The sequence below is a fragment of the Pseudomonas sp. AO-1 genome, from assembly GCF_019775695.1.
Taxonomy (GTDB): domain Bacteria; phylum Pseudomonadota; class Gammaproteobacteria; order Pseudomonadales; family Pseudomonadaceae; genus Aquipseudomonas; species Aquipseudomonas parakoreensis.
Genome location: NZ_CP079947.1, coordinates 5576255 through 5600369, shown reverse-complemented (window position 1 = coordinate 5600369; position 24115 = coordinate 5576255). Strand labels below are relative to the sequence as shown.

29 protein-coding genes are annotated in these 24115 nt (G+C 60.1%); 18 read left to right on the top strand and 11 right to left on the bottom strand.

The features are described from left to right. Nucleotides 1-88 precede the first annotated feature (88 nt). The 6 genes from pmbA to KVQ82_RS25620 all read left to right on the top strand — a co-directional run bounded on the left by pmbA (nucleotide 89) and on the right by KVQ82_RS25620 (nucleotide 5459). Nucleotides 89-1441, top strand: coding sequence for a metalloprotease PmbA (gene pmbA / locus KVQ82_RS25645; protein ID WP_177325603.1), 1353 nt, complete (start codon nucleotides 89-91; stop codon nucleotides 1439-1441). Nucleotides 1442-1689: 248 nt separating this feature from the next. Beyond that, nucleotides 1690-2097, top strand: a complete 408-nt coding sequence (locus tag KVQ82_RS25640; protein ID WP_222016539.1) for a FagA protein — start codon at nucleotides 1690-1692, stop codon at nucleotides 2095-2097. Beyond that, complete coding sequence (locus KVQ82_RS25635; protein ID WP_182403856.1) at nucleotides 2078-3454, top strand: aspartate ammonia-lyase; 1377 nt, start codon at nucleotides 2078-2080, stop codon at nucleotides 3452-3454. Before KVQ82_RS25640 ends, KVQ82_RS25635 begins: the two co-directional genes overlap by 20 nt. Nucleotides 3455-3481: 27 nt before the next feature. After that, a complete protein-coding gene (locus KVQ82_RS25630) occupies nucleotides 3482-3922 on the top strand; it encodes a hypothetical protein (protein WP_222016537.1) in 441 nt (146 codons plus the stop codon). A 1-nt stretch (nucleotide 3923) separates the two neighbouring features. Further along, nucleotides 3924-4535: a superoxide dismutase gene (locus tag KVQ82_RS25625; RefSeq protein WP_222016535.1), complete on the top strand. Its 612-nt coding sequence runs from the start codon at nucleotides 3924-3926 to the stop codon at nucleotides 4533-4535. 30 nt (nucleotides 4536-4565) lie between these two features. Continuing rightward, a complete protein-coding gene (locus KVQ82_RS25620) occupies nucleotides 4566-5459 on the top strand; it encodes a ZIP family metal transporter (RefSeq protein WP_222016534.1) in 894 nt (297 codons plus the stop codon). 93 nt (nucleotides 5460-5552) lie between these two features. Here KVQ82_RS25620 and KVQ82_RS25615 read toward each other — a convergent pair whose 3' ends face one another. The 10 genes from KVQ82_RS25615 to KVQ82_RS25570 all read right to left on the bottom strand — a co-directional run bounded on the left by KVQ82_RS25615 (nucleotide 5553) and on the right by KVQ82_RS25570 (nucleotide 12581). Continuing rightward, nucleotides 5553-5828 (bottom strand): HPr family phosphocarrier protein, encoded by a 276-nt coding sequence (locus KVQ82_RS25615; RefSeq protein WP_145597376.1) that lies wholly within the window; start codon nucleotides 5826-5828, stop codon nucleotides 5553-5555. Nucleotides 5829-5843: 15 nt separating this feature from the next. Then, nucleotides 5844-6701 carry an RNase adapter RapZ gene (gene rapZ / locus KVQ82_RS25610; RefSeq protein ID WP_041072843.1) on the bottom strand — a complete coding sequence of 286 codons (858 nt, stop codon included), beginning with the start codon at nucleotides 6699-6701 and terminating at the stop codon, nucleotides 5844-5846. Between the two features lie 2 nt (nucleotides 6702-6703). Beyond that, nucleotides 6704-7168: a PTS IIA-like nitrogen regulatory protein PtsN gene (gene ptsN, locus KVQ82_RS25605; RefSeq protein ID WP_041072845.1), complete on the bottom strand. Its 465-nt coding sequence runs from the start codon at nucleotides 7166-7168 to the stop codon at nucleotides 6704-6706. 12 nt (nucleotides 7169-7180) lie between these two features. After that, the gene (gene raiA / locus KVQ82_RS25600) at nucleotides 7181-7489 is read right to left on the bottom strand and encodes a ribosome-associated translation inhibitor RaiA (RefSeq protein WP_025109458.1); all 309 of its coding nucleotides are present in this window, start codon (nucleotides 7487-7489) and stop codon (nucleotides 7181-7183) included. A gap of 73 nt (nucleotides 7490-7562) precedes the next feature. Then, complete coding sequence (locus tag KVQ82_RS25595) at nucleotides 7563-9056, bottom strand: RNA polymerase factor sigma-54 (protein ID WP_222016533.1); 1494 nt, start codon at nucleotides 9054-9056, stop codon at nucleotides 7563-7565. Nucleotides 9057-9244: 188 nt separating this feature from the next. After that, the gene (lptB, locus tag KVQ82_RS25590; protein ID WP_041072850.1) at nucleotides 9245-9970 is read right to left on the bottom strand and encodes an LPS export ABC transporter ATP-binding protein; all 726 of its coding nucleotides are present in this window, start codon (nucleotides 9968-9970) and stop codon (nucleotides 9245-9247) included. Continuing rightward, nucleotides 9970-10515 (bottom strand): lipopolysaccharide transport periplasmic protein LptA, encoded by a 546-nt coding sequence (lptA, locus tag KVQ82_RS25585; RefSeq protein ID WP_222016530.1) that lies wholly within the window; start codon nucleotides 10513-10515, stop codon nucleotides 9970-9972. Before lptA ends, lptB begins: the two co-directional genes overlap by 1 nt. Beyond that, complete coding sequence (lptC, locus tag KVQ82_RS25580) at nucleotides 10502-11074, bottom strand: LPS export ABC transporter periplasmic protein LptC (protein WP_041072852.1); 573 nt, start codon at nucleotides 11072-11074, stop codon at nucleotides 10502-10504. The genes lptA and lptC overlap by 14 nt, the downstream gene beginning before the upstream one ends. An 8-nt stretch (nucleotides 11075-11082) precedes the next feature. Further along, nucleotides 11083-11607, bottom strand: coding sequence for an HAD family hydrolase (locus KVQ82_RS25575; RefSeq protein ID WP_007967216.1), 525 nt, complete (start codon nucleotides 11605-11607; stop codon nucleotides 11083-11085). Then, complete coding sequence (locus KVQ82_RS25570; RefSeq protein WP_027610849.1) at nucleotides 11607-12581, bottom strand: KpsF/GutQ family sugar-phosphate isomerase; 975 nt, start codon at nucleotides 12579-12581, stop codon at nucleotides 11607-11609. Before KVQ82_RS25570 ends, KVQ82_RS25575 begins: the two co-directional genes overlap by 1 nt. A gap of 275 nt (nucleotides 12582-12856) precedes the next feature. Here KVQ82_RS25570 and KVQ82_RS25565 point away from each other — a divergent pair, with 275 nt between their 5' ends. From KVQ82_RS25565 to hisC, 10 genes are all read left to right on the top strand, one after another. Beyond that, complete coding sequence (locus KVQ82_RS25565) at nucleotides 12857-13666, top strand: ATP-binding cassette domain-containing protein (RefSeq protein WP_003221703.1); 810 nt, start codon at nucleotides 12857-12859, stop codon at nucleotides 13664-13666. Further along, nucleotides 13666-14463 (top strand): lipid asymmetry maintenance ABC transporter permease subunit MlaE, encoded by a 798-nt coding sequence (gene mlaE / locus KVQ82_RS25560; protein ID WP_025109452.1) that lies wholly within the window; start codon nucleotides 13666-13668, stop codon nucleotides 14461-14463. The genes KVQ82_RS25565 and mlaE overlap by 1 nt, the downstream gene beginning before the upstream one ends. Next, nucleotides 14463-14930, top strand: a complete 468-nt coding sequence (mlaD, locus tag KVQ82_RS25555) for an outer membrane lipid asymmetry maintenance protein MlaD (protein WP_007967220.1) — start codon at nucleotides 14463-14465, stop codon at nucleotides 14928-14930. Before mlaE ends, mlaD begins: the two co-directional genes overlap by 1 nt. Before the next feature lie 11 nt (nucleotides 14931-14941). Beyond that, nucleotides 14942-15595, top strand: coding sequence for a phospholipid-binding protein MlaC (locus tag KVQ82_RS25550; RefSeq protein ID WP_041072855.1), 654 nt, complete (start codon nucleotides 14942-14944; stop codon nucleotides 15593-15595). Further along, nucleotides 15592-15897, top strand: a complete 306-nt coding sequence (locus KVQ82_RS25545) for a lipid asymmetry maintenance protein MlaB (protein ID WP_041072857.1) — start codon at nucleotides 15592-15594, stop codon at nucleotides 15895-15897. The genes KVQ82_RS25550 and KVQ82_RS25545 overlap by 4 nt, the downstream gene beginning before the upstream one ends. 116 nt (nucleotides 15898-16013) lie before the next feature. Then, on the top strand, nucleotides 16014-16253 hold the full coding sequence (locus KVQ82_RS25540) for a BolA family protein (protein ID WP_007953556.1): 240 nt from the start codon (nucleotides 16014-16016) through the stop codon (nucleotides 16251-16253). Nucleotides 16254-16275: 22 nt separating this feature from the next. Further along, nucleotides 16276-17541, top strand: a complete 1266-nt coding sequence (murA, locus tag KVQ82_RS25535) for a UDP-N-acetylglucosamine 1-carboxyvinyltransferase (protein ID WP_027610854.1) — start codon at nucleotides 16276-16278, stop codon at nucleotides 17539-17541. 126 nt (nucleotides 17542-17667) lie between these two features. Next, complete coding sequence (hisG, locus tag KVQ82_RS25530) at nucleotides 17668-18303, top strand: ATP phosphoribosyltransferase (protein ID WP_041072861.1); 636 nt, start codon at nucleotides 17668-17670, stop codon at nucleotides 18301-18303. Nucleotides 18304-18428: 125 nt separating this feature from the next. Beyond that, the gene (hisD, locus tag KVQ82_RS25525; protein WP_222016528.1) at nucleotides 18429-19754 is read left to right on the top strand and encodes a histidinol dehydrogenase; all 1326 of its coding nucleotides are present in this window, start codon (nucleotides 18429-18431) and stop codon (nucleotides 19752-19754) included. 2 nt (nucleotides 19755-19756) lie between these two features. After that, complete coding sequence (gene hisC / locus KVQ82_RS25520; RefSeq protein ID WP_222016526.1) at nucleotides 19757-20809, top strand: histidinol-phosphate transaminase; 1053 nt, start codon at nucleotides 19757-19759, stop codon at nucleotides 20807-20809. A gap of 121 nt (nucleotides 20810-20930) precedes the next feature. Here hisC and algW read toward each other — a convergent pair whose 3' ends face one another. Further along, nucleotides 20931-22085, bottom strand: a complete 1155-nt coding sequence (gene algW, locus KVQ82_RS25515; protein WP_041072868.1) for a Do family serine endopeptidase AlgW — start codon at nucleotides 22083-22085, stop codon at nucleotides 20931-20933. A 103-nt stretch (nucleotides 22086-22188) separates the two neighbouring features. Here algW and KVQ82_RS25510 point away from each other — a divergent pair, with 103 nt between their 5' ends. Together KVQ82_RS25510 and cysD are read left to right on the top strand one after the other, a co-directional pair. Next, on the top strand, nucleotides 22189-22947 hold the full coding sequence (locus KVQ82_RS25510; protein WP_222016524.1) for a Nif3-like dinuclear metal center hexameric protein: 759 nt from the start codon (nucleotides 22189-22191) through the stop codon (nucleotides 22945-22947). 249 nt (nucleotides 22948-23196) lie between these two features. After that, nucleotides 23197-24114, top strand: a complete 918-nt coding sequence (gene cysD, locus KVQ82_RS25505; protein ID WP_007912374.1) for a sulfate adenylyltransferase subunit CysD — start codon at nucleotides 23197-23199, stop codon at nucleotides 24112-24114. Nucleotide 24115 lies beyond the last annotated feature (1 nt).

Genomic DNA, 24115 nt, shown 5'->3' with positions numbered 1-24115 from the left:
AAGAAACGCCGCCATGATAACCAGTCGGGGGCCGCTTGTCCGGCCCGGTCGCTCGATGACCCCAGCCGAAAGCAGAATTTGAGTGGAGATGAGCATGAGTGCAGTTCAAAGCGTCGGTCCGCAAGCATTGCCGGCACTGCAGGAACAGGTCGAGCAGATCATCGCCGAAGCCAAGCGTCAGGGCGCCAGTGCCTGCGAAGTCGCGGTGTCGCTGGAGCAGGGTTTGTCGACCTCGGTGCGTCAGCGTGAGGTCGAGACGGTCGAGTTCAATCGCGACCAGGGCTTTGGCATCACCCTGTACGTCGGCCAGCGCAAAGGCTCAGCCAGCACCTCCGCCACCGGGCCGGATGCGATTCGTGAAACCGTTGCTGCCGCACTGGCGATCGCCAAACACACCTCTGAAGACGAAGCCTCGGGCCTCGCCGATGCCGCGTTGATGGCCAGGGATGTGCAGGATTTCGACCTGTTCCACGAATGGGACATCACCCCGGAGCAGGCGATCGAGAAGGCGTTGCTCTGTGAAGCCGCCGCATTCGACGCCGATGCGCGAATCAAGAACGCCGACGGCACCACCCTCAGCACCCATCAGGGCTGCCGCGTGTATGGCAACAGCCACGGTTTCATCGGCGGTTACGCGTCGACCCGGCACAGCCTGAGCTGCGTGATGATCGCCGAAGCCGATGGTCAGATGCAGCGCGATTATTGGTATGACGTCAACCGTCAGGGCAGCCTGCTGGCGGATCCGGTGAGCATCGGCCAGCGTGCCGCGCAACGCGCCGCGAGTCGTCTGGGCGCGCGTCCGGTGCCGACCTGCGAAGTGCCGGTGCTGTTTTCTGCCGAGCTGGCGGGCGGGTTGTTCGGCAGCTTTCTGTCAGCGGTCTCCGGCGGCAGTCTGTATCGCAAATCGTCGTTCCTCGAAGGCACGCTGGGGCAGAAGCTGTTTCCGGAATGGCTGACCATCGATGAGCGTCCACATCTGATGCGCGCCATGGGCAGTGCGTCTTACGACGGTGATGGCTTGGCCACCTACGCCAAACCGTTCGTCGAAAAGGGCGAATTGGTGTCGTACATCCTCGGCACGTACTCCGGGCGCAAACTCGGCATGCCAAGCACCGCCAACGCGGGTGGCGTGCATAACCTGTTCGTGACGCATGGTGATGAAGATCAGGCGGCACTGTTGAAACGCATGGGTCGTGGCTTGTTGGTTACCGAATTGATGGGTCATGGTTTGAACATGGTCACCGGCGATTATTCGCGCGGAGCGGCGGGGTTCTGGGTCGAGAATGGCGAAATCCAGTTCGCGGTGCAGGAAGTGACCATCGCCGGCAACATGCGCGACATGTTCAAGCAGATCGTCGCCGTCGGTAATGATCTGGAACTGCGTAGCAACATTCGCACAGGCTCGGTATTGATCGAGCGGATGACTGTGGCGGGCAGCTAAGCCCCAGCGGTCAGACAAGAAAGGCGCGCCACCTCATCGGGTGGCGCGCCTTTTTTCTTGGCTCCACACAAAACCTAGTGGGAGCGAGCCTGCTCGCGAAAGCGATAGCAGCCGACCGCAGCGGCGACTGACACGACGCCTTCGCGAGCAGGCTCGCTCCCACAATGGAGTTTGTGTAACCAAGCGCTCTTGTTTTGGTTCTCATTATCATCTAATAATGAATCTCATCTCCGCACGAGTCCCGGATCATGAGTTCTGCCTTGCACGAGCAGCCATACCTCGAAAGCTGGCGCTGGATGAGTCGCCAGATCCGTTGCGCGATGGACCCCGACGAACCGCGCCTGATCGAACAGTACCTGGCCGAAGGCCGTTATCTGGCCTGCTGCACGGCGACTTCCCCGTGGACCATCGCTGAAACCTCCTTCCGTTTGCTGTTCGACACAGCCTGCGACATCGCGTTGCCATGGCACTGGCGCAGCTTGTGTCTCGATCAAGCCTGGCGCCCGCTGCGTGAAATGGAGCGCCTGTCGCTGTGCAACTGCCGACTCCAGCGTTGGCAGCGCTACACCTGGCAACTGGCGACCTGCGAGTTGCAACCCTCGATTCCTCTCATTGAATCAGTCCAAGGATTTTCAGATGACCAAGACTCGTATTGAGCGCGACAGCATGGGCGAACTGCAGGTGCCGGTGGACGCTCTCTACGGCGCGCAGACCCAGCGCGCAGTGGATAACTTCCCGATTAGCGGCAAACCGATGCCAACGCAATTCATCCGTGCGCTGATCCTCGCCAAAGCCGCCGCCGCGCGGGCCAACGTCGAACTCAACCAGCTCAGCGCCTCGCAAGGCAAGGCCATCAGCGACGCCGCGCAAGGCCTGCTCGAAGGCGATTTCATGCAGCATTTCCCGGTGGATATCTTCCAGACCGGTTCCGGCACCAGCTCCAACATGAACGCCAACGAAGTGATCGCGACCCTCGCCAGTCGCCTGCTTGGCGAGCCGGTCAACCCGAACGATCACGTCAACTGCGGCCAGAGCAGCAACGACATCATCCCGACCACCATTCACGTCAGCGCCGCCCTGGCGTTGCACGAACAACTCCTGCCGGCGTTGCTGCACCTGGTGCAGGTCATCGAAAACAAAGCCGTGCAAGTGCATCACCACGTCAAAACCGGTCGCACCCATTTGATGGATGCGATGCCGGTGCGCATGAGTCAGGTGCTCAACGGTTGGGCGCAGCAACTCAAGGCCAACATCGCCCACCTGCAGGATCTTCTGCCGAGCCTGCAATCGTTGGCGCAGGGTGGCACGGCCGTCGGCACCGGGATCAATGCGCACCCGGAATTCGCCGCGCGTTTCAGCCGCCAATTAAGCCAGCTGACCCATGTGCAATTCACTCCAGGCAAGGATCTGTTCGCCCTGATCGGCTCGCAGGACACCGCCGTCGCCGTCTCCGGCCAGCTCAAGGCCATTGCCGTGTCGCTGATGAAAATCGCCAACGACCTGCGCTGGATGAACTCCGGCCCGCTCGCCGGTCTCGGTGAAATCGAGCTGGAAGCTTTGCAGCCGGGGTCGTCGATCATGCCGGGCAAGGTCAATCCGGTGATCCCGGAAGCCACCGCGATGGTCGCCGCGCAGGTGATCGGTAACGACTCGGTGATCACTATCGCCGGCCAGTCGGGCAACTTCGAGCTGAACGTGATGCTGCCGATCATCGCCCAGAACCTGTTGAGCAGCATCGAACTGCTGGCCAACGCCAGCCGTCTGCTCGGCGACAAAGCCATCGCCAGCTTCAAGGTCAACGAGTCGCGGCTCAAGGAAGCGCTGTCGCGCAACCCGATTCTGGTCACCGCGCTCAACCCGATCATCGGTTACCAGAAAGCCGCGGAAATCGCCAAGCAGGCCTACAAACAGGGGCGCCCGGTGATTGACGTCGCGCTGGAGCACACCGATCTGTCGCGCAGCCAACTGGAAGAGTTACTCAACCCCGAGAAACTCACCGCCGGCGGCGTATAAACCCCGCAACCGCTTTGGAGGCTCACCATGGAGCACTGGAAACGCACGATCGAACGGGCCAATCGCTGCTTCATGCTCGGCGAGCTGATTGATGCCCGCGAGGCTTATCTGCAAGCCCTGGCGCTGGCTCAGGTGCTGTTCGAACGCTGGACGGATGCCGACGAAGCGGTGGCGGCCTGCGTTATCTCCCACCACAACCTGGCGGACCTGCACCTGCGCCTGAACCAGCCGGAGGAGAGCGCCGAGTACCTCTGCGCGATTCATCAACGGCTGTTGCAAACCATGCAGGACGAGCGCCTGCGCCCGGCCCTGCGTGAGGCAGCGTTGCGTCAGAGCAGCAAGACCTACGTCGAACTGCTGAATTTCATCAGCGAACACGGCGAATACCCGCGCACCCAGCGCCTGCTGCACCCGGACACCGGCAATGCACGCCGCGCGTCAGCCTCACATCACCATGGAGTCCACTGAAATGGCTTTTACCTTGCCTGCCTTGCCGTACGCCTACGACGCCCTGGAACCGCACATCGATGCGCAAACCATGGAGATTCACTACACCAAGCACCACCAGACCTACATCAACAACCTCAACGCCGCCGTCGAAGGCACTGAGTACGCCGAGTGGCCGGTGGAAAAACTGGTCGCCAGCGTTCAGCAGTTACCGGAAAAACTCCGTGCGGCCGTGATCAATCAGGGTGGCGGTCACGCCAACCATTCGTTGTTCTGGGAAGTCATGGTGCCCAACGGTGGCGGCAAGCCTGACGGTGCACTGGCCAAGGCGATCGAGGAGCAACTGGGCGGTCTCGACAGCTTCAAGGAAGCCTTCACCAAAGCCGCGCTGACCCGTTTCGGCAGTGGCTGGGCCTGGCTCAGCGTCACTCCAGAGAAGACATTGATCGTGGAAAGCAGCGGCAACCAGGACAGTCCGCTGATGAAGGGTAATACGCCGATTCTCGGTCTGGATGTCTGGGAACACGCCTACTACCTGCGCTATCAGAACCGCCGTCCGGAATACATCAACGCGTTCTACAACGTGATCAATTGGCCTGAAGTGGCCGCGCGTTATCAGGCTGCGCTGGTTTAAGTCATCTATAAAAACAATCCAGGGCTGACTATGGGCACTGAAACACTGGCGATTGGTGGTGGGCGCATGTTTCGTTATGCGGTCGGGTCGCTGTTGCTGCTGGCGGGCATGACTTTACTGGCGGCGCATGGGCTGGAATGGCTGAATCTGCAGCCGAAACTGTCGCGGGCCTTGCAGGGTGGCGCGATTTGCGCCCTCGGCACGGCGCTCGGCGCGGTGCCGGTGCTGGTGATCCGGCGCATGCCGCAGAGGCTCAGCGATACGCTGTTGGGGTTCGGCGCCGGCGTGATGCTGGCGGCGACTGCGTTTTCGCTGATCGTGCCGGGCATCGCTGCTGCCGAAAGTCTGGGCCTGACATCCTGGGGCGCCAGCGGGCTGATCTGTTTCGGCATCATGCTCGGTGCATTCGGTCTGTATCTGGTGGACCTGAAACTGTCCGGCGCCTCACCGGAAATGCTCGTCGGTACCTCTGAGCGCCCGGTGATCCCGCCAAGGATCTGGTTGTTCGTCTTCGCCATCATTGCTCACAACATCCCGGAAGGCATGGCGGTGGGGGTGTCTGCTGGCGGCGGCATGCCGGATGCCGACAGTCTGGCGATGGGCATCGCCTTGCAGGATGTGCCGGAGGGGTTAGTGATTGCGTTGGTGTTGGCCGGGGCCGGGATGTCGCGGGTCAAGGCGTTTTTGATCGGTGCGGCGTCGGGGCTGGTCGAGCCGGTGTTTGCACTGCTCTGTGCGTGGCTGGTCAGCCTGGCAGAGTTATTGTTGCCGTTGGGGCTGGCGCTGGCCGCGGGAGCGATGTTGCTGGTGGTGACGCATGAGGTGATCCCCGAGTCGCGACGCAATGGTCATGACAAGCTGGCCAGTCTTGGCTTGCTGATCGGGTTTTGTCTAATGATGGTGATGGATACGGCGTTGGGTTGAATATCAAAAGATCGCAGCCTGCGGCAGCTCCTACATTGGAATGCGTTCACTGTAGGAGCTGCCGCAGGCTGCGATCTTTTGATCTTTAAACGATCAACCACCCTCATCGAAGTAGTTGTTGATCAACTCCACCAGCGCATCCAGCGCTTCCTGTTCCTGATGGCCTTCAGTACTCAGATAGATCTTCGTGCCCTTGCCGGCAGCCAGCATCATCATCGCCATGATGCTTTTACCGTCCACGGTTGTTTCTGGTGTACGACCCACTCTGATCGTGCAATCCGAGAACTTGCCCGCCACCCCGACGAACTTGGCCGAAGCTCGGGCATGCAGGCCCAGTTTATTGATGATTTCGATTTCCAGAGCAGGCATCGCGGTGTGAATCCTTTAAGTGAGGTCGCGGTGGCGAACCTGGACGTTCTTCAGGGTTTTCTGCAGGGCCTGACCCAGGCGTTCGGTCAGGTAAACGGAGCGGTGATGCCCACCAGTGCAGCCAATGGCAATGGTGACGTAGGCGCGGTTGCTCGCAGCAAAGCGTGGCAGCCATTTATTCAGATAGCCGAAGATATCCTGATACATCTCCTCGACTTCCGGTTGCGCCGCCAGGTATTCGGCGACCGGTGCATCGAGACCCGACTGGGCGCGTAGCTCCGGCTTCCAGTACGGGTTGGGCAGGCAGCGCACGTCGAATACCAGATCCGCATCCACCGGCATGCCGCGCTTGAAGCCGAACGACTCGACCAGAAACGCCGTGCCCGGCTCCGGCTGGTTCAGCAGGCGTAACTTGATGGTGTCACGCAGTTGGTACAGATTCAGGTTGGTGGTATTGACCTTGAGGTCGGCCAGGTCCGCAATCGGGCCGAGCAGGGCCGTCTCGTCTTGAATCGCTTCGGCCAGCGAACGATTGGCAGTGCTCAGCGGATGGCGCCGGCGGGTTTCCGAGAAGCGCTTGAGCAGGGTTTCTTCGTCGGCATCCAGATACAACACATCGCACTGGATGTGCCGGGCACGGACTTCTTCAAGCAGTTCGGGGAAACGCGACAGGTGGCTCGGCAGATTGCGTGCATCGATCGACACGGCCACCAGCGGCTGGGCCAGCTCGGTATGAATCAGGGCGCGTTCGGCGAGTTCCGGCAGCAGGCCGGCCGGCAGGTTGTCGATGCAGTAGTAGCCATTGTCCTCAAGGACATCCAGGGCAGTACTTTTACCCGAGCCGGAGCGGCCGCTGACGATGATCAAACGCATGATTAATGACCGTTCTGCTCGCTCAGGACGACCTGATACAAGGCTTCGTTACTTGGTGCGCTGCGCAGTTTTTCGCGCACTTCCTTGCGATCGAGCATGCTGGCGATCTGGCGCAGTAATTCCAGGTGAGCATCGGTGGCCGCTTCCGGGACCAGCAGGACAAACAGCAAGTCAACCGGAGCGCCGTCGATGGCATCGAAATCAATGGGGGCATCAAGGTGCATCAATGCGCTGATAGGCGCTTCGCAGCCTTTGAGGCGACAGTGGGGAATGGCGATGCCGTTGCCGAAACCGGTGGAACCGAGTTTCTCACGGGCGATCAGCGCATCGAACACATCCTGCATGGCCAGATCCGGCACTTCTTTATGGATGAGGTTGGCAATCTGTTCGAGGGCTTTCTTTTTACTGCCGCCCGGCACGTTCACCAGGGAACGGCCGGGGGTCAGGATACTTTCAAGTCGGATCATGGGTTGGGGGTGTTAACGACCGGTTGCGCCCTGGAGGAGGCTCTGGGTCTTTTCCTTATGCTTTTTGAGTTGGCGATCCAGCTTGTCGGTCAGTGAGTCGATCGCAGCGTACATGTCGGTATCTTCTGCGTTGGCGACCACTTCGCTGCCGGGAATATGCAAGGTGGCTTCGATTTTCTGCTTGAGCTTTTCGACGCACATCGTGACCTGCACGTTGGTGATCTTGTCGAAATGGCGCTCCAATCGTTCGAGTTTCTCGTTGATGTAGGTGCGCAGAGGTTCGGTCACTTCCAGTTGGTGTCCACTGATGTTGACTTGCATACAGCTTCTCCTTCGTTGCCAGTGCATAAAGCGGCAGGCCGGATAGCCTGCCACTGGAACGCTGTAACGTGGCTTACATCAACCGCTTGCGTTCGCTCGAAGGCGCGATCCCGAGGGATTCGCGGTACTTGGCGACGGTGCGGCGAGCCACCTGAATGCCTTGTGCCTCCAGTAAACCAGCGATCTTGCTGTCACTCAATGGCTTTTTCTGATTTTCCGCCGCGACCAGTTTTTTGATGATCGCGCGGATCGCCGTGGATGAGCATTCACCGCCTTCAGAGGTGCTGACGTGGCTGGAGAAAAAGTATTTCAGTTCATAAATGCCCCGAGGGGTATGCATGAATTTCTGCGTGGTGACCCGGGAAATCGTCGATTCGTGCATGCCGACCGCCTCGGCGATGTCATGCAGGACCAACGGTTTCATGGCTTCATCGCCGTATTCCAGGAAGCCGCGCTGATGCTCGACGATCTGGGTGGCCACCTTCATCAGGGTTTCGTTGCGGCTTTGCAGGCTCTTGATGAACCAGCGTGCCTCTTGCAACTGGTTGCGCATGAAGGTGTTGTCGGCGCTGGTGTCGGCGCGTCGCACGAAGCCGGCATACTGCGCATTGACCCGCAGACGAGGCACCGACTCCTGATTCAGCTCGACCAGCCAGCGTTCGTTGTCCTTGCGCACAATCACGTCAGGCACCACGTACTCGGCTTCGGTGGATTCGATCTGTGAACCCGGGCGCGGATTGAGGCTCTGCACCAGTTCGATGACCTGACGCAGCTCGTCTTCCTTGAGCTTCATGCGTCGCATCAGCTGGCTGTAGTCGCGACTGCCAAGCAGATCGATGTAATCGCTGACCAGACGCTTGGCCTCGTTCAGCCAAGGACTCTTGGCCGGGAGCTGACGCAGTTGCAGCAACAGGCATTCGCCGAGGTTGCGTGCGCCGATGCCGGCGGGTTCGAACTGCTGGATGCGATGCAGGACGGCTTCGATCTCGTCCAGCTCGATGTCGAGTTCCGGATCAAAGGCGTCGAGAATTTCTTCGAGGGTTTCGTCGAGGTAGCCCTGATTGTTGATGCAATCGATCAGGGTCACGGCGATCAGGCGGTCGGTGTCGGACATCGGCGCCAGGTTCAGTTGCCACAGCAGATGGCTTTGCAGGCTTTCCCCGGCGGAGGTGCGGGTGGTGAAGTCCCACTCATCGTCATCGCTGCTGGGCAGGCTGCTGGCGCTGGTCTGGTAGACGTCTTCCCAGGCGGTGTCGACGGGCAATTCGTTAGGAATGCGCTCGTTCCATTCGCCTTCCTCCAAGTTGTCCACCGTCGGGGCGGTTTCCTGATAGGAGGGTTCCTGAATCTCGGTGTTGGGTTTTTGTTCGGCGTTGTCGGCCAATGGATCGGAGTTGTCGAAGTCGTCGCCTTCTTCCTGGCGCTCGAGCATCGGATTGGATTCCAGGGCCTCCTGGATTTCCTGTTGCAGGTCCAGGGTCGACAATTGGAGCAGGCGGATGGCCTGTTGCAGCTGCGGTGTCATCGTCAGCTGCTGGCCCATTCTCAAGACTAGCGATGGTTTCATGGCAGGGGCTTAACACCTTATTCGCCGGCGCGCATGCGCCATCCACTACAGGGCGCCGAAGCGCCAAACTTAAGCAAATTATATGCCTGAAACTGTCGTGTTTGCCTAGAGCGCTGTAACAATAAAGCGTATAAAAAAAGCGCTTCAACGTTACAGCACCCGGACGGCTGGCCGAATGCGCTCGCGCTTTAAAGGCGGAACTCGTGGCCCAGGTACACTTCCTTCACCAGATCGTTGGCAAGGATGGTTGCCGCATCGCCTTCAGCGATCAGTTGACCGTCGTTGACGATGTAGGCGGTCTCGCAGATATCCAGCGTCTCACGCACGTTGTGGTCGGTGATCAGCACACCGATGCCCTTGGCCTTGAGGTGATGGATGATCTGCTTGATGTCGCCGACCGAGATCGGGTCGACACCGGCGAAGGGTTCGTCGAGCAGGATGAATTTCGGGGCGGTCGCCAGGGCGCGGGCGATTTCCACCCGACGGCGTTCACCACCGGACAGGCTCATGCCGAGGTTGTCGCGGATGTGGCTGATATGGAATTCCTGCAGCAGGCTTTCCAGCTCCTTGCGACGGCCGGCCTTGTCGAGCTCCTGGCGGGTCTCGAGGATGGCCATGATGTTGTCAGCCACCGACAGTTTGCGGAAGATAGACGCTTCTTGTGGCAGATAGCCGATACCGGCCTTGGCGCGACCGTGCATCGGCTGGTGGCTGACGTCCAGATCGTCGATCAGTACGCGGCCCTGATCGGCCTGCACCAGGCCGACGATCATGTAGAAGCAGGTGGTCTTGCCGGCACCGTTCGGGCCGAGCAGGCCGACGATCTGGCCGCTGTCGATCGACAGGCTGACGTCACGCACGACCTGGCGGCTTTTATAGGCCTTGGCCAGGTGCTGAGCTTTCAGAGTTGCCATTACTGGGTTTTCTCGTCGGTTTTCTTCTTCGGCTGGATCACCATGTCGATGCGCGGACGCGTCTCGGTGACCTTGTTGCCGGTAGCGCGACCGGCGCTGGCCAGTTTTCTCACCGTGTCATAGACGATTTTCTCGCCTTGGGTGGTGTTGTTGTCCTTGTCGACAACTTTGGCCTTGTCGATCAGCACGACGCGGTTTTGCGCGGCGTGATACTGGATCGTCACGCCCCAGCCCTGTACAGGCTTGGTGTCACCCTGGGTTTGCAACTGCTCGAAGTAGGCAAGGTTGCCCACCGAGGTCACCACGTCGATATCGCCGGTCGGAGTACGGGTGATGGTCACCGTATTGCCCTTAACGATCATCGAACCCTGGGTGATGATCACATCACCTTTATAGGTGGCGACGCCGTTCTTGTCGTCCAGTTGGGCGTCGTCGGCCTGAATGCGGATAGGTTGCTGCTGATCGTTCGGCAGAGCCCAGGCGCTCACGCTTCCCAGTGCTGCGCCCAGACTGAGCAAAATAGGGAGGGTTTTAACGAGCCTCATACTGTCCTCTTACGTTCGATTGCAGGTGTATCCTGCTTTCCTTCAAATACGCCTTCATTCCCACGCCAGTCGATACACCGCCAGCGCCGTCGATTCTAACGGGTTGCTCGGTCTGCGCATATTGCTGCTGAGGGAACACCGTCATGCGGGTGCTGGTGATCAGGGTGTCGCGGTTCTTTTCATCGGTGCGCTTGATGCGTACCGAGTCGATCAGTTCCACCTGGGTTCCGTCCGGATTCACTTCGCCACGCTCGCTGGTCACGTGCCACGGAAAGTCTGTGCCGCGGAACATGTTGAGGTCGGGTTTGGTGACCAGCGTCACGTCCGTCGCTTTCAGATGCTCGGCCTTGTCCGATGTCATTTCGTACTGCACCTTGCCGTCCGGAAGGTATTGCAGGGTATGCGTGTTCGTGGCGTACCAGTCGATGGCGGTGTCTTCGACCTTGGTCACAGGTTTGTCGAGGAACCGTTCAGGGCTGATGTTCCAGTAGCCGACCGCTGCAAACAGGGCAGCGATACAGCCGAACAACAGGAAGTTGCGAAATTTTTTGCTAAACATGGTTTGGCTCACAGGTACGCGGCGTTGGCCGCATCGAGGCGGCCCTGGGCGCGCAGGATTAATTCGCAGAATTCGCGGGCGGCACCTTCGCCACCGCGGGCCCGAGTGACGCCATGGGCGTGTTCGCGCACGAAGTCGGCAGCATTGGCCACGGCCATGCCCAAGCCTACGCGGCGGATCACCGGCAGGTCAGGCAGGTCGTCACCGAGGTAGGCGACCTGTTCATAGCTTAGGCCCAGTTGCGCCAATAGGCCGTCCAGAACTACCAATTTGTCTTCGCGGCCCTGAAACAGATGCGGGATGCCGAGGTTCTTCGCCCGGCGCTCGACCACCGGCGTCTTGCGGCCACTGATGATGGCGGTTTCTACGCCGGCATTCATCAGCATCTTGATGCCCTGGCCGTCGAGGGTGTTGAAGGTCTTGAATTCGCTGCCGTCTTCGAGGAAGTACAGGCGCCCGTCGGTGAGGACACCATCGACGTCGAACACCGCCAGTTTGATCGCTTTGCCGCGTTGCAGCAGATCGGTTGTCATTACATCACTCCTGCACGCAGCAGATCGGAGAGGTTGAAGGCGCCGATCGGGCGATCTTCTTCGTCCACGACCACCAGTGCGTTGATTCGGTGGTCTTCCATGATTTTCAGCGCTTCGGCGGCGAGCATCTCGGGCCGTGCGGTCTTGCCGTGTGCGGTCATGACCTGGTCGATGGTGGCGCTGCGGATGTCGATGCTGCGGTCCAGCGTGCGGCGCAAATCGCCGTCGGTGAAGATTCCGGCCAGTTTGCCATCGGCTTCAACGATCGCGGTCATGCCCAGGCCCTTGCGGGTCATTTCCATGAGCGCGTCCTTGAGCAGGGTACCGCGTTGCACTTGCGGCAGCTCCTGGCCGGCGTGCATGACGTTTTCCACTTTCAGCAACAGGCGTCGACCCAGGGCGCCGCCCGGGTGGGAGAAAGCAAAATCTTCGGCGGTAAAACCCCGGGCTTCCAGCAGCGCCACGGCCAGGGCGTCGCCCATGACCAGCGCAGCGGTGGTCGAGGAAGTCGGTGCCAGGTTCAGCGGGCAGGCTTCGTGCTCGACGTGAACGTTGAGATTGACTTCGGCGGCCTTGGCCAGTGGCGACTGCGGGTTGCCGGTGAGGCTGATCAGCTGGATGCCGAGGCGCTTGATCAGTGGCAGCAGGGTGACGATTTCGTTGGTCGAGCCGGAGTTGGAGAGGGCGAGGATCACGTCATCGCGGGTGATCATGCCCATGTCACCGTGGCTGGCTTCGGCTGGATGAACAAAAAAGGCCGGGGTGCCGGTGCTGGCCAGGGTCGCGGCAATCTTGTTGCCGACGTGCCCGGATTTGCCCATGCCGACCACGACCACACGGCCCTTGCTGGCCAGAATCATCTCGCAAGCGCGTACGAAATCGGCGTCGATATGGGGCAACAAGCCTTGTACGGCTTCCACTTCGAGGCGGATGGTGCGTTGTGCCGATTGAATCAGGTCGCTGGATTGGCTCATGTCAGAAATCGTATAGCCCGATGAAAAGGCGGCGATTATAGCGGTTATGTTGAAAAGCCTCACGCAAGTTCGTCGAGCTTTGTCATTCCTGGCAACCAAAACCCCGAAAAAGTGCCGTCGGGCCTGTCATATCGTTGAACGCGGAGGGGCATGGGCCTTGGGCGCTTGGCGTTTGCAGTGATATAGTTCGCCGCCAGTTCGGCCTGCCCGGGAGGTATGTGCTTTCTGCGGAAAGCCAGGCGTCCGAGTGAGAGGCTGCATCGCAAGGAGTTTAGATGAGTGCCGATAACGCCTACGCGGTCGAGCTGAAGGGAGTCTCCTTCAAGCGCGGTGCGCGCAGCATTTTCAATAACGTCGATATTCGCATCCCGCGTGGCAAGGTTACCGGCATCATGGGGCCTTCCGGGTGTGGCAAGACCACGCTGCTGCGACTGATGGGCGCGCAATTGCGTCCCTCCAGCGGGGAAGTCTGGGTCAACGGTCAGAACCTGCCGACGCTGTCGCGCAGTGATCTGTTCGATGCGCGAAAGCACATGGGTGTGCTGTTTCAGAGTGGCGCGCTGTTTACCGATCTCGATGTCTTCGAGAACGTCGCTTTCCCCTTGCGGGTTCATACCCAATTACCGGACGAGATGATCCGCGACATCGTCCTGCTCAAATTGCAGGCGGTTGGACTGCGCGGCGCGATCGAGCTGATGCCGGACGAGCTGTCGGGCGGCATGAAACGTCGCGTGGCGCTGGCGCGGGCGATCGCACTCGATCCGCAGATTCTCATGTATGACGAGCCTTTCGTTGGTCAGGATCCGATCGCCATGGGCGTGCTGGTGCGCCTGATCCGTCTGCTCAATGATGCGCTGGGCATTACCAGCATTGTGGTTTCCCACGACCTGGCCGAAACCGCGAGCATCGCTGACTACATTTATGTAGTGGGTGATGGTCAGGTGCTGGGGCAGGGTACGCCGGACGAATTGATGAACTCGGATGAACCGCGTATTCGCCAGTTCATGACCGGCAACCCCGATGGCCCGGTGCCGTACCATTTTCCAGCGACGGATTACCGCGCAGATCTTCTGGGGAAGCGCTGATGCGCAGAATTTCATTGATAGAACGCGTACGCCGCTTTGGCGAGACGGCGATCGACGCCGTGGCGGTGTTTGGCCGCGCGACCCTGTTCCTGTTTCACGCCCTGCTCGGTCGTGGCGGCATCAGTGGCGGTTTTGGTCTGCTGGTCAAGCAACTGCATTCGGTTGGCGTGATGTCGCTGGTGATCATCGTCGTCTCCGGGATTTTCATCGGCATGGTGCTGGCGCTGCAGGGCTTCAGTATTCTGTCGAGCTACGGTTCGGAGCAGGCAGTGGGGCAGATGGTTGCCCTGACCTTGTTGCGAGAGTTGGGTCCGGTGGTGACGGCGCTGCTGTTTGCCGGGCGTGCCGGTTCGGCGCTGACGGCCGAAATCGGCAACATGAAGTCCACCGAACAGCTTTCCAGCCTGGAAATGATCGGTGTCGACCCGCTCAAGTACATCATTGCTCCGCGCCTGTGGGCCGGTTTCATTTCCCTGCCGGTGCTGGCGATGATTTTCAGCGTGGTAGGCATCTGGGGTGGATCGTGGGTGGCTGTCGACTGGCTGGGTGTGTATGAAGGCTCTTATTGGGCGAACATGCAGAACAGCGTGAATTTCACCAGTGACGTGCTCAACGGCGTGATCAAAAGTATTGTTTTCGCCTTTGTAGTGACCTGGATTGCCGTATTCCAAGGCTATGACTGTGAGCCCACTTCCGAGGGTATCAGTCGTGCCACCACCAAGACCGTGGTGTTTGCCTCGCTGGCAGTGCTCGGCCTGGACTTTATTCTGACCGCTTTGATGTTTGGAGATTTCTGATGCAAAACCGCACCCTGGAAATCGGTGTCGGCCTGTTCCTGCTGGCAGGGATACTGGCCTTGTTGCTGCTGGCGCTGCGGGTCAGTGGCCTGTCTCCGACCTCGACCACCGACACCTATAAGCTGTATGCCTACTTCGACAATATCGCCGGTTTGACGGTCAGAGCCAAAGTGACCATGGCCGGTGTAACCATCGGCAAGGTCACGGCCATCGATCTGGATCGCGACAGCTTCACCGGTCGGGTCACCCTGCAAGTGGATAAAAAGGTCGACAACCTGCCGACCGACTCCACAGCGTCTATCCTGACCGCTGGCCTGTTGGGCGAGAAGTACATCGGTATCAGCGTGGGCGGGGAAGACACCCGTCTGAAGGATGGTGGAACCATCCACGACACGCAGTCGTCTCTGGTACTGGAAGACCTGATCGGTAAATTCCTGCTCAATACCGTTAGCAAAGACGCCAAATGAGGAGCTTTTGAATGATCTCTACCTTGCGACGTGGCCTGTTGGTGTTGCTCGCGACACTGCCACTGCTGGCTAACGCTGCGCCCGGGCAATCGGCGCACGATCTGGTTCAGGACACCACGAACCGGATGCTGGCCGACCTGTCGGCCAACAAAGCGAAATACAAGCAGGATCCGGCTGATTTCTATGCCGCGTTGAACAACATCGTCGGCCCGGTAGTGGATGCCGAGGGCATTTCCAAGAGCATCATGACGGTCAAGTATTCGCGCAAGGCCACGCCTGCGCAGATGCAGACCTTCCAGGAAAACTTCAAGAAAGGCCTGTTCCAGTTCTACGGCAATGCCTTGCTCGAATACAACAATCAGGGCATCACGGTTGATCCGGCCAAGGATGAATCGGGCGATCGCACCAGCGTCGGCATGACCGTCAAGGGCAGCAACGGCGCGATCTATCCGGTGCAGTACACGCTGGAGAAGATCAACGGCGAGTGGAAGCTGCGCAACGTGATCATCAACGGCATCAACATCGGCAAGCTGTTCCGTGATCAGTTCGCGGACGCGATGCAGCGCAATGGCAACGATCTGGACAAGACCATCAACAATTGGGCTGGCGAAGTGGCCAAGGCCAAGGAAACCACCGAGAAAGCTGCCGAGAAGCCAGCGCAATGAATGAGGCGGCAGTTCGTATGAGTGATGTCGACGAGCTATTGCTCAGCGGAGTGCTGGACTATCGCACAGGCCCCGACCTGCGCAAGGAAGGCCAGGCGCTGATCAAGTCCAGCAAGGCGGCATCGCTGGTGATTGATTGTTCGGCAGTGAAGAAGTCCAGCAGCGTCGGCTTGTCCTTGCTGCTGTGCTTCATGCGCGATGCCCGGGCGGCCGGCAAGGCCGTCAGCATCCGCGCGATGCCGGAAGACATGCGCGAAATCGCTCAGGTCAGCGAACTGACCGAGTTGCTGGCGCACCCCTGAACCCGCATCGACAAACAAGCCCCCCGTCAGAGTCCTGCCAATGCGGGGTTCGCAGGCGCGGGGCTTTTTTGTATGATGTCCGACCCGTGCGCACAGGGCGCCGATTGAGGTTGAGCATGCAGGCCGTAGAAGTGAAGAGCTTCCTTGAAGGAAAGCTGCCAGGAACGCAGGTGGAAGTTGAAGGCGAAGGCTGCAACTTCCAGCTGAACGTGATTAGTGATGAACTGGCGGCGTTGAGCCCGGTCAAGCGTCAGCAAAGCATCTATGCCCATTTGAACCCTTGGATCGCTGATGGCAGCATCCACGCGGTCACTATGAAATTTTTCAGCAGCGCGGCCTGGGCCGAGCGCACCTGAGCCCTAGGGCGTCGAGATTCTTATGGATAAATTGATTATTACCGGTGGCGTTCGTCTTGATGGCGAAATCCGTATCTCCGGGGCGAAGAACTCCGCCCTGCCGATTCTGGCCGCCACCCTGCTGTGCGATGGCCCGGTGACCGTTGGCAACCTGCCGCACCTGCACGACATCACCACCATGATCGAGCTGTTCGGTCGCATGGGCATCGAGCCTGTGATCGACGAGAAACTCAGCGTTGAAATCGACCCACGCACCATCAAGACCCTGATCGCGCCATACGAACTGGTGAAAACCATGCGTGCCTCGATCCTGGTTCTGGGGCCGATGGTTGCCCGTTTCGGTGAAGCCGAAGTCGCCCTGCCTGGCGGTTGCGCCATCGGTTCGCGTCCGGTTGACCTGCACATCCGTGGTCTCGAAGCCATGGGCGCGGTGATCGACGTCGAAGGCGGCTACATCAAGGCCAAGGCGCCTGAAGGCGGTCTGCGCGGTGCGCACTTCTTCTTCGATACCGTCAGCGTGACCGGTACCGAAAACATCATGATGGCGGCTGCCCTGGCCAAGGGTCGCAGCGTGCTGCAGAACGCTGCGCGCGAGCCGGAAGTCGTCGACCTGGCGAATTTCCTCAACGCCATGGGCGCCAAGGTTTCCGGTGCCGGTACCGACACCATCACCATCGATGGCGTCGAGCGCCTGGGTTCGTGTTTCTACAAGGTCATGCCTGACCGTATCGAAACCGGCACCTACCTGGTGGCCGCTGCGGTCACCGGTGGCCGCGTCAAGGTCAAGGACACTGATCCGACCATTCTTGAAGCAGTCCTGGAAAAGCTCCGTGAGTCCGGTGCGGAAATCACCTGCGGTGAAGACTGGATCGAGCTGAACATGCACGGCAAGCGCCCGAAAGCGGTCAACGTGCGCACGGCACCGTACCCGGCGTTCCCGACCGACATGCAGGCACAGTTCATCTCGCTCAACGCCATTGCCGAAGGCACCGGTGCGGTAATCGAGACGATCTTCGAAAACCGTTTCATGCACGTGTACGAACTGCACCGCATGGGCGCCAGAATCCAGGTCGAAGGCAACACTGCGATCGTCACCGGTACTGAAGTGCTGAAGGGCGCGCCAGTGATGGCCACCGACCTGCGTGCTTCGGCGAGCCTGGTCATCTCGGCCCTGGTGGCCGAAGGCGATACCCTGATCGACCGCATCTACCACATCGACCGTGGTTACGAGTGCATCGAAGAAAAACTGCAGATGCTGGGCGCCAAGATCCGTCGCGTTCCGGGCTAGTCGCTGCACTGGGCACAGGGAGGTGTCCACTGAATTTGTTTCGAGTCGAGCCGGTATCCGGCTCGATGTGTGTCCGGCGCCGATTGCGACCGGACATGAGTACCTTGATAAGGACTGACGTTTCCCATGTTGACCATCGCACTGTCCAAGGGCCGCATCCTTGACGACACCCTGCCGCTTCTCGCCGAAGCGGGCATCGTGCCGACCGAGAATCCGGACAAGAGCCGCAAACTGATCATCCCCACCACTCAGGATGACGTACGTCTGTTGATCGTGCGTGCCACCGACGTGCCGACCTATGTCGAGCATGGCGCGGCCGACCTCGGCGTCGCCGGTAAAGACGTGCTGATGGAATACACCGGCCAGGGCCTCTACGAGCCGCTGGATCTGCAGATTGCCCAGTGCAAGCTGATGACGGCCGGCAAGATCGGCGCAGCCGAGCCCAAGGGCCGTCTGCGCGTGGCGACCAAGTTCGTCAACGTTGCCAAACGCTACTACGCCGAGCAGGGCCGTCAGGTCGACATCATCAAGCTCTACGGCTCGATGGAGCTGGCGCCGCTGATCGGTCTGGCCGACAAGATCATCGACGTGGTCGACACCGGCAATACACTGCGCGCCAACGGCCTGGAACCTCAGGAACTGATCGCCACGATCAGCTCGCGCCTGGTGGTCAACAAGGCTTCGATGAAGATGCAACACGCCCGAATCCAGGCGTTGATCGATACCCTGCGCACGGCAGTGGAATCGCGACACCGCGGCTGATGTACCTGCGCGACCTTGAGTCGCGCCCGTCTATCCGCCTCATAGCCAGAATCTCAGGTGCCCAAGCGGAAACGACTGCTAAGTTAGGGCGCCTGAGTTTTTGCCATTCCTATGAGGCTCTCGCTATGACCGCACCGACTGCAATTCGCCGACTCAACGCTGCTGACCCGGATTTCGCGCATCATCTGGATCATCTGCTGAGCTGGGAAAGTGTGTCTGACGACTCGGTCAATCAGCGCGTGCTGGACATCATCAAGGCGGTGCGCGAGCGCGGCGACGCGGCGCTGGTCGAGTTCACCCAGAAGTTCGACGGCCTCGAAGTGGCGTCGATGGCCGACCTGATCCTGCCGCGCGAGCGTCTGGAACTGGCCCTGACCCGCATCACCGTGGCACAGCGCGAAGCGCTGGAAAAAGCCGCGGCGCGGGTGCGCAGCTATCACGAAAAACAGAAACAGGATTCCTGGAGCTACACCGAGGCCGACGGCACCGTACTCGGGCAGAAGGTCACGCCGCTGGATCGCGCCGGCCTATACGTGCCGGGCGGCAAGGCGTCATACCCGTCGTCGGTGTTGATGAACGCGATTCCGGCCAAGGTTGCCGGCGTGGCCGAAGTGGTCATGGTGGTGCCGACCCCTCGCGGTGAAATCAATGAGCTGGTGCTGGCGGCGGCGTGCATTGCCGGCGTTGACCGGGTGTTCACCATCGGCGGCGCGCAAGCGGTTGCTGCGCTGGCTTACGGTACCGAAAGCGTTCCGCAGGTGGACAAAGTGGTCGGCCCGGGCAACATTTATGTCGCTACTGCCAAACGCCACGTGTTCGGTCAGGTCGGCATCGACATGATCGCCGGCCCGTCGGAAATCCTCGTGGTGTGCGACGGCCAGACCGATCCGGACTGGATCGCCATGGACCTGTTCTCCCAGGCCGAGCACGACGAAGACGCTCAGGCAATTCTGGTCAGTCCCGACGCCGAGTTCCTCGACAAGGTCGCGGCGAGCATCGACAAACTGCTGCCGACCATGGACCGTGCGACCATCATCGAAACCTCGATCAATGGTCGCGGTGCGCTGATTCACGTGCGCGACATGGCGCAAGCCATCGAAGTCGCCAACCGCATCGCCCCGGAACACCTGGAGCTGTCGGTCGCTGACCCACAAGCATGGTTGCCGCAGATCCGTCACGCCGGCGCGATCTTCATGGGCCGCCACACCTCGGAAGCGCTGGGTGATTACTGTGCCGGCCCGAACCACGTGCTGCCAACGTCCGGCACTGCGCGTTTCTCCTCGCCACTGGGTGTGTACGACTTCCAGAAACGTTCGTCGATCATCTTCTGCTCCGAGGCCGGTGCTTCCGAGCTGGGCAAGACCGCTTCGGTGCTGGCCCGTGGCGAATCCCTGAGCGCGCACGCACGCAGCGCCGAATACCGTATCAAAGACGAAGTGAAGGGGAATTGAACATGAGTAAATTCTGGAGCCCGTTCGTCAAGGATCTGGTGCCCTATGTGCCGGGCGAACAGCCGAAGCTGACCAGACTGGTCAAGCTCAACACCAACGAAAACCCTTACGGCCCGTCGCCCAAAGCCTTGGCGGCGATGCAAACCGAGCTCAACGACAACCTGCGCCTGTACCCGGATCCGAACAGCGATGTGCTGAAAACCGCCGTCGCCCACTACTACGGCGTGCAGAGCAATCAGGTGTTCCTTGGCAACGGTTCGGACGAAGTGCTGGCGCACATCTTCCACGGTCTGCTGCAACACGAGCAGCCGCTGCTGTTCCCGGACATCAGCTACAGCTTCTATCCGGTGTATTGCGGTCTGTACGGCATCCAGTTCGACGCCGTGCCGCTGGACGCACAGTTCCAGATCAACCCGGCGGACTACGCCAAACCCAACGGCGGGATCATTTTCCCCAACCCGAACGCACCCACCGGTTGCCTGTTGGCGCTGGAGGCGGTCGAGCAGATCCTCAAGGCCAGCCCGGATTCGGTGGTCGTGGTGGATGAAGCGTACATCGACTTCGGCGGCGAAACCGCGATCAGCCTGGTGGATCGTTATCCGAACCTGCTGGTGACCCAGACCCTGTCCAAGTCGCGCTCGCTGGCCGGCCTGCGCGTCGGCCTGGCGGTGGGGCATCCGGATCTGATCGAAGCGCTGGAGCGAATCAAGAACAGCTTCAACTCCTATCCGCTGGATCGCCTGGCGATTGTCGGCGCGGCGGCCGCGTTCGAGGATCGCGAGTATTTCGACAAGACGTGCCGTCTGGTCATCGAAAGTCGCGAGTGGGTCATCGCGCAATTGCAGGCCAAGGGGTTTGAGGTGCTGCCGTCGGCGGCGAACTTCATCTTCGCCCGGCACCCGCAACACGATGCAGCGGGGCTGGCAGCCAGGCTGCGCGAGCAGGGCGTGATTGTGCGCCACTTCAAGCAGGAGCGGATTGCCCAGTTCCTGCGGATCTCGATCGGTACGCCGGAGCAGAATCAGGCGCTGATCGACGGTCTCGGCGACCTGTAGGACACCGGTGAACCTGTGGGAGCGAGCTTGCTCGCGAAAGCGCTTGGCCATTCAATAACGATGTTGAATGTGCCGGCCTCTTCGCGAGCAAGCTCGCTCCCACAGTGTTTTTGGTTGGTGTTTACTCTTCTTCCTTGACCGGCGCCGGCGGTGGACGCAGGCCGATTTCCGCGGTCAGCTTCAGCTCCTTGCCATTGCGCATCACTTGAATCGTGACCTTGTCAGTCGGCTTGATCCGCGCCACCTGGTTCATTGACTTGCGGCCATCACCCGCCGGTTCGCCGTCGATACTCAGAATCACGTCACCCAGCTGCAGGCCGGCCTTCTGTGCCGGGCCATCGCGGAAGATTCCCGCCACGACAATTCCCGGACGCCCGGACAGGCCAAACGACTCGGCCAGTTCCTGGGTCAGCGGCTGCACTTCAATACCGAGCCAGCCACGAATCACCTGACCGTGCTCGATGATCGACTTCATCACCTCCATCGCCAGTTTTACCGGAATCGCAAAACCGATGCCTTGCGAGCCGCCGGACTTGGAGAAGATCGCGGTGTTGATGCCGGTGAGGTTGCCGTTGGCATCGACCAGTGCGCCGCCGGAGTTGCCCGGGTTGATCGCCGCGTCGGTCTGGATGAAGTCTTCGTAGTTGTTCAGGCCCAACTGGTTGCGCCCGGTGGCGCTGATGATGCCCATGGTCACGGTCTGGCCAACGCCGAACGGGTTGCCGATGGCCAGCGCGACGTCGCCGATACGGATGTTGTCGGAGCGGCCGACGGTGATCGCCGGGAGGTTTTTCAGGTCAATCTTCAACACCGCGAGGTCGGTTTCCGGGTCGCTACCGATGACGCGGGCGAGGGTTTCGCGCCCATCCTTGAGTGCCACCACGATCTGATCGGCGCCGGTGGTTACATGGTTGTTGGTCAGGATGTAGCCTTCCGGGCTCATGATCACGCCGGAACCGAGGCTCGATTCCATGCGTTTCTGCTTCGGCGAGTTGTCACCGAAGAAGCGCCGGAACTGCGGATCCTCAAACAGCGGGTGCGCCGGTTTGTTGATGACTTTGGTGGTGTAGAGGTTGACCACCGACGGTGCGGCGATGGTCACCGCGTCGGCATAGGACACCGGGCCCTGCTGCACACTGGTGGTTTGCGGGGCCTGTTGCAGGTTGACGTCGAGGCTCGGAAGCCCGACCCACTGCGGGTAACGCTGAATAATCAACAGAGCGATAAGCACGCCGGCCAACAGCGGCCAGCCAAAAAAACGCAGCGCCTTGAGCATTAAGCACGTCCTGGAAAAGTTGCAGGCGGGGGCAGACCGCCGATAATGTCGCGCATTATACGAGGCCGCGCGCGCCTCTGAACGGGATATTTAGGAGTCTTTCATGGCCGTCGCCCTCAGCACCCTGGTCGAAGAAGCCGACCGTTACCTCGGCAGTGCGAAAATCGCCGATTACTGCCCCAACGGTTTGCAGGTCGAAGGCCGACCGCAAGTGATGCGCATCGTCAGTGGCGTCACCGCCAGTCAGGCGCTGCTCGACGCGGCGGTGGAGGCCGAGGCCGATCTGATACTGGTGCATCACGGCTATTTCTGGAAAGGCGAGAACCCGTGCATCACCGGCATGAAGCAGCGGCGCTTGAAGACTTTGCTCAAGCACGACATCAGTCTGCTCGCCTATCACTTGCCGCTGGATCTGCATCCGGAGGTCGGCAACAACGTGCAACTGGCGCGTCAGCTGGACATTACCGTTGAAGGGCCACTGGACCCGGAGAATCTGAAAGTTGTCGGGCTGGTCGGTTCGCTGAACGAGCCAATGACTGCGCGAGACTTCGCCCGCAAGGTCAAAGACGTCATGGGCCGCGAGCCGCTGCTGGTCGAGGGCAGTGGGATGATTCGTCGAGTTGGCTGGTGCACCGGTGGCGGGCAGGGTTATATCGATCAGGGCGTGGCGGCGGGCGTTGATCTGTTCCTCAGTGGCGAAGCCTCCGAACAGACCTTCCACAGCGCTCGGGAAAACGACATCAGCTTCATCGCCGCCGGCCACCATGCCACCGAGCGCTATGGTGTGCAGGCGCTGGGTGACTACCTGGCCAAACGTTTTGCCCTGGAACACATCTTCATCGACTGCCCGAACCCGATCTGAATCCACCATGAATACCTGTGGGAGCGAGCCTGCTCGCGAATGCGTCAGACCTTCAATGCAAAGGTGTCTGGCATATCGCTTTCGCGAGCAGGCTCGCTCCCACACGGGAACTGCTCGGCCGAACCGGTGGGCATATTCATATGCCCTTTCGATCTAGTTGGCGTCCTGATTAGAAGAGGGCGCTGTGCTAGGATTCCCCGCTCGAACACGGCCCGCTGGCCGTTCATAAGAAAGCTTTCGTGAGTAGCCATGGTCGACAAACTGACGCATCTGAAACAGCTGGAGGCGGAAAGCATCCACATCATCCGCGAGGTGGCCGCCGAGTTCGACAACCCGGTGATGCTGTACTCCATCGGTAAAGACTCCGCCGTGATGCTGCACCTGGCACGCAAGGCGTTCTTCCCGGGCAAACTGCCGTTTCCGGTGATGCACGTCGACACTCGCTGGAAATTCCAGGAGATGTACAAGTTCCGCGACAAGATGGTCGAAGAGCTGGGCCTGGACCTGATCACCCACATCAACCCCGATGGCGTGGCGCAGAACATCAACCCGTTCACCCACGGCAGCGCCAAGCACACCGACATCATGAAGACCGAGGGCCTGAAGCAGGCACTCGACAAGCATGGTTTCGACGCCGCGTTCGGTGGTGCCCGTCGTGACGAAGAGAAGTCCCGCGCCAAGGAGCGTGTGTACTCGTTCCGCGACAGCAAGCACCGCTGGGACCCGAAGAATCAGCGTCCGGAGCTGTGGAACGTCTACAACGGCAAGGTCAACAAGGGCGAATCCATTCGTGTGTTCCCGTTGTCGAACTGGACCGAACTGGACATCTGGCAGTACATCTACCTCGAAGGCATCCCGATCGTGCCGCTGTACTTCGCCGCCGAACGCGAAGTGATCGAGAAGAACGGCACCCTGATCATGATCGATGACGAGCGCATCCTTGAGCATCTGTCCGACGAGGACAAGGCGCGCATCGTCAAAAAGAAAGTGCGTTTCCGTACCCTTGGCTGCTACCCGTTGACGGGCGCGGTGGAGTCCGAGGCCGAAAGCCTCACGGACATCATTCAGGAAATGCTCCTGACGCGAACTTCCGAGCGCCAGGGCCGGGTCATCGACCACGATGGCGCCGGCTCGATGGAAGATAAAAAACGTCAAGGCTATTTCTAAG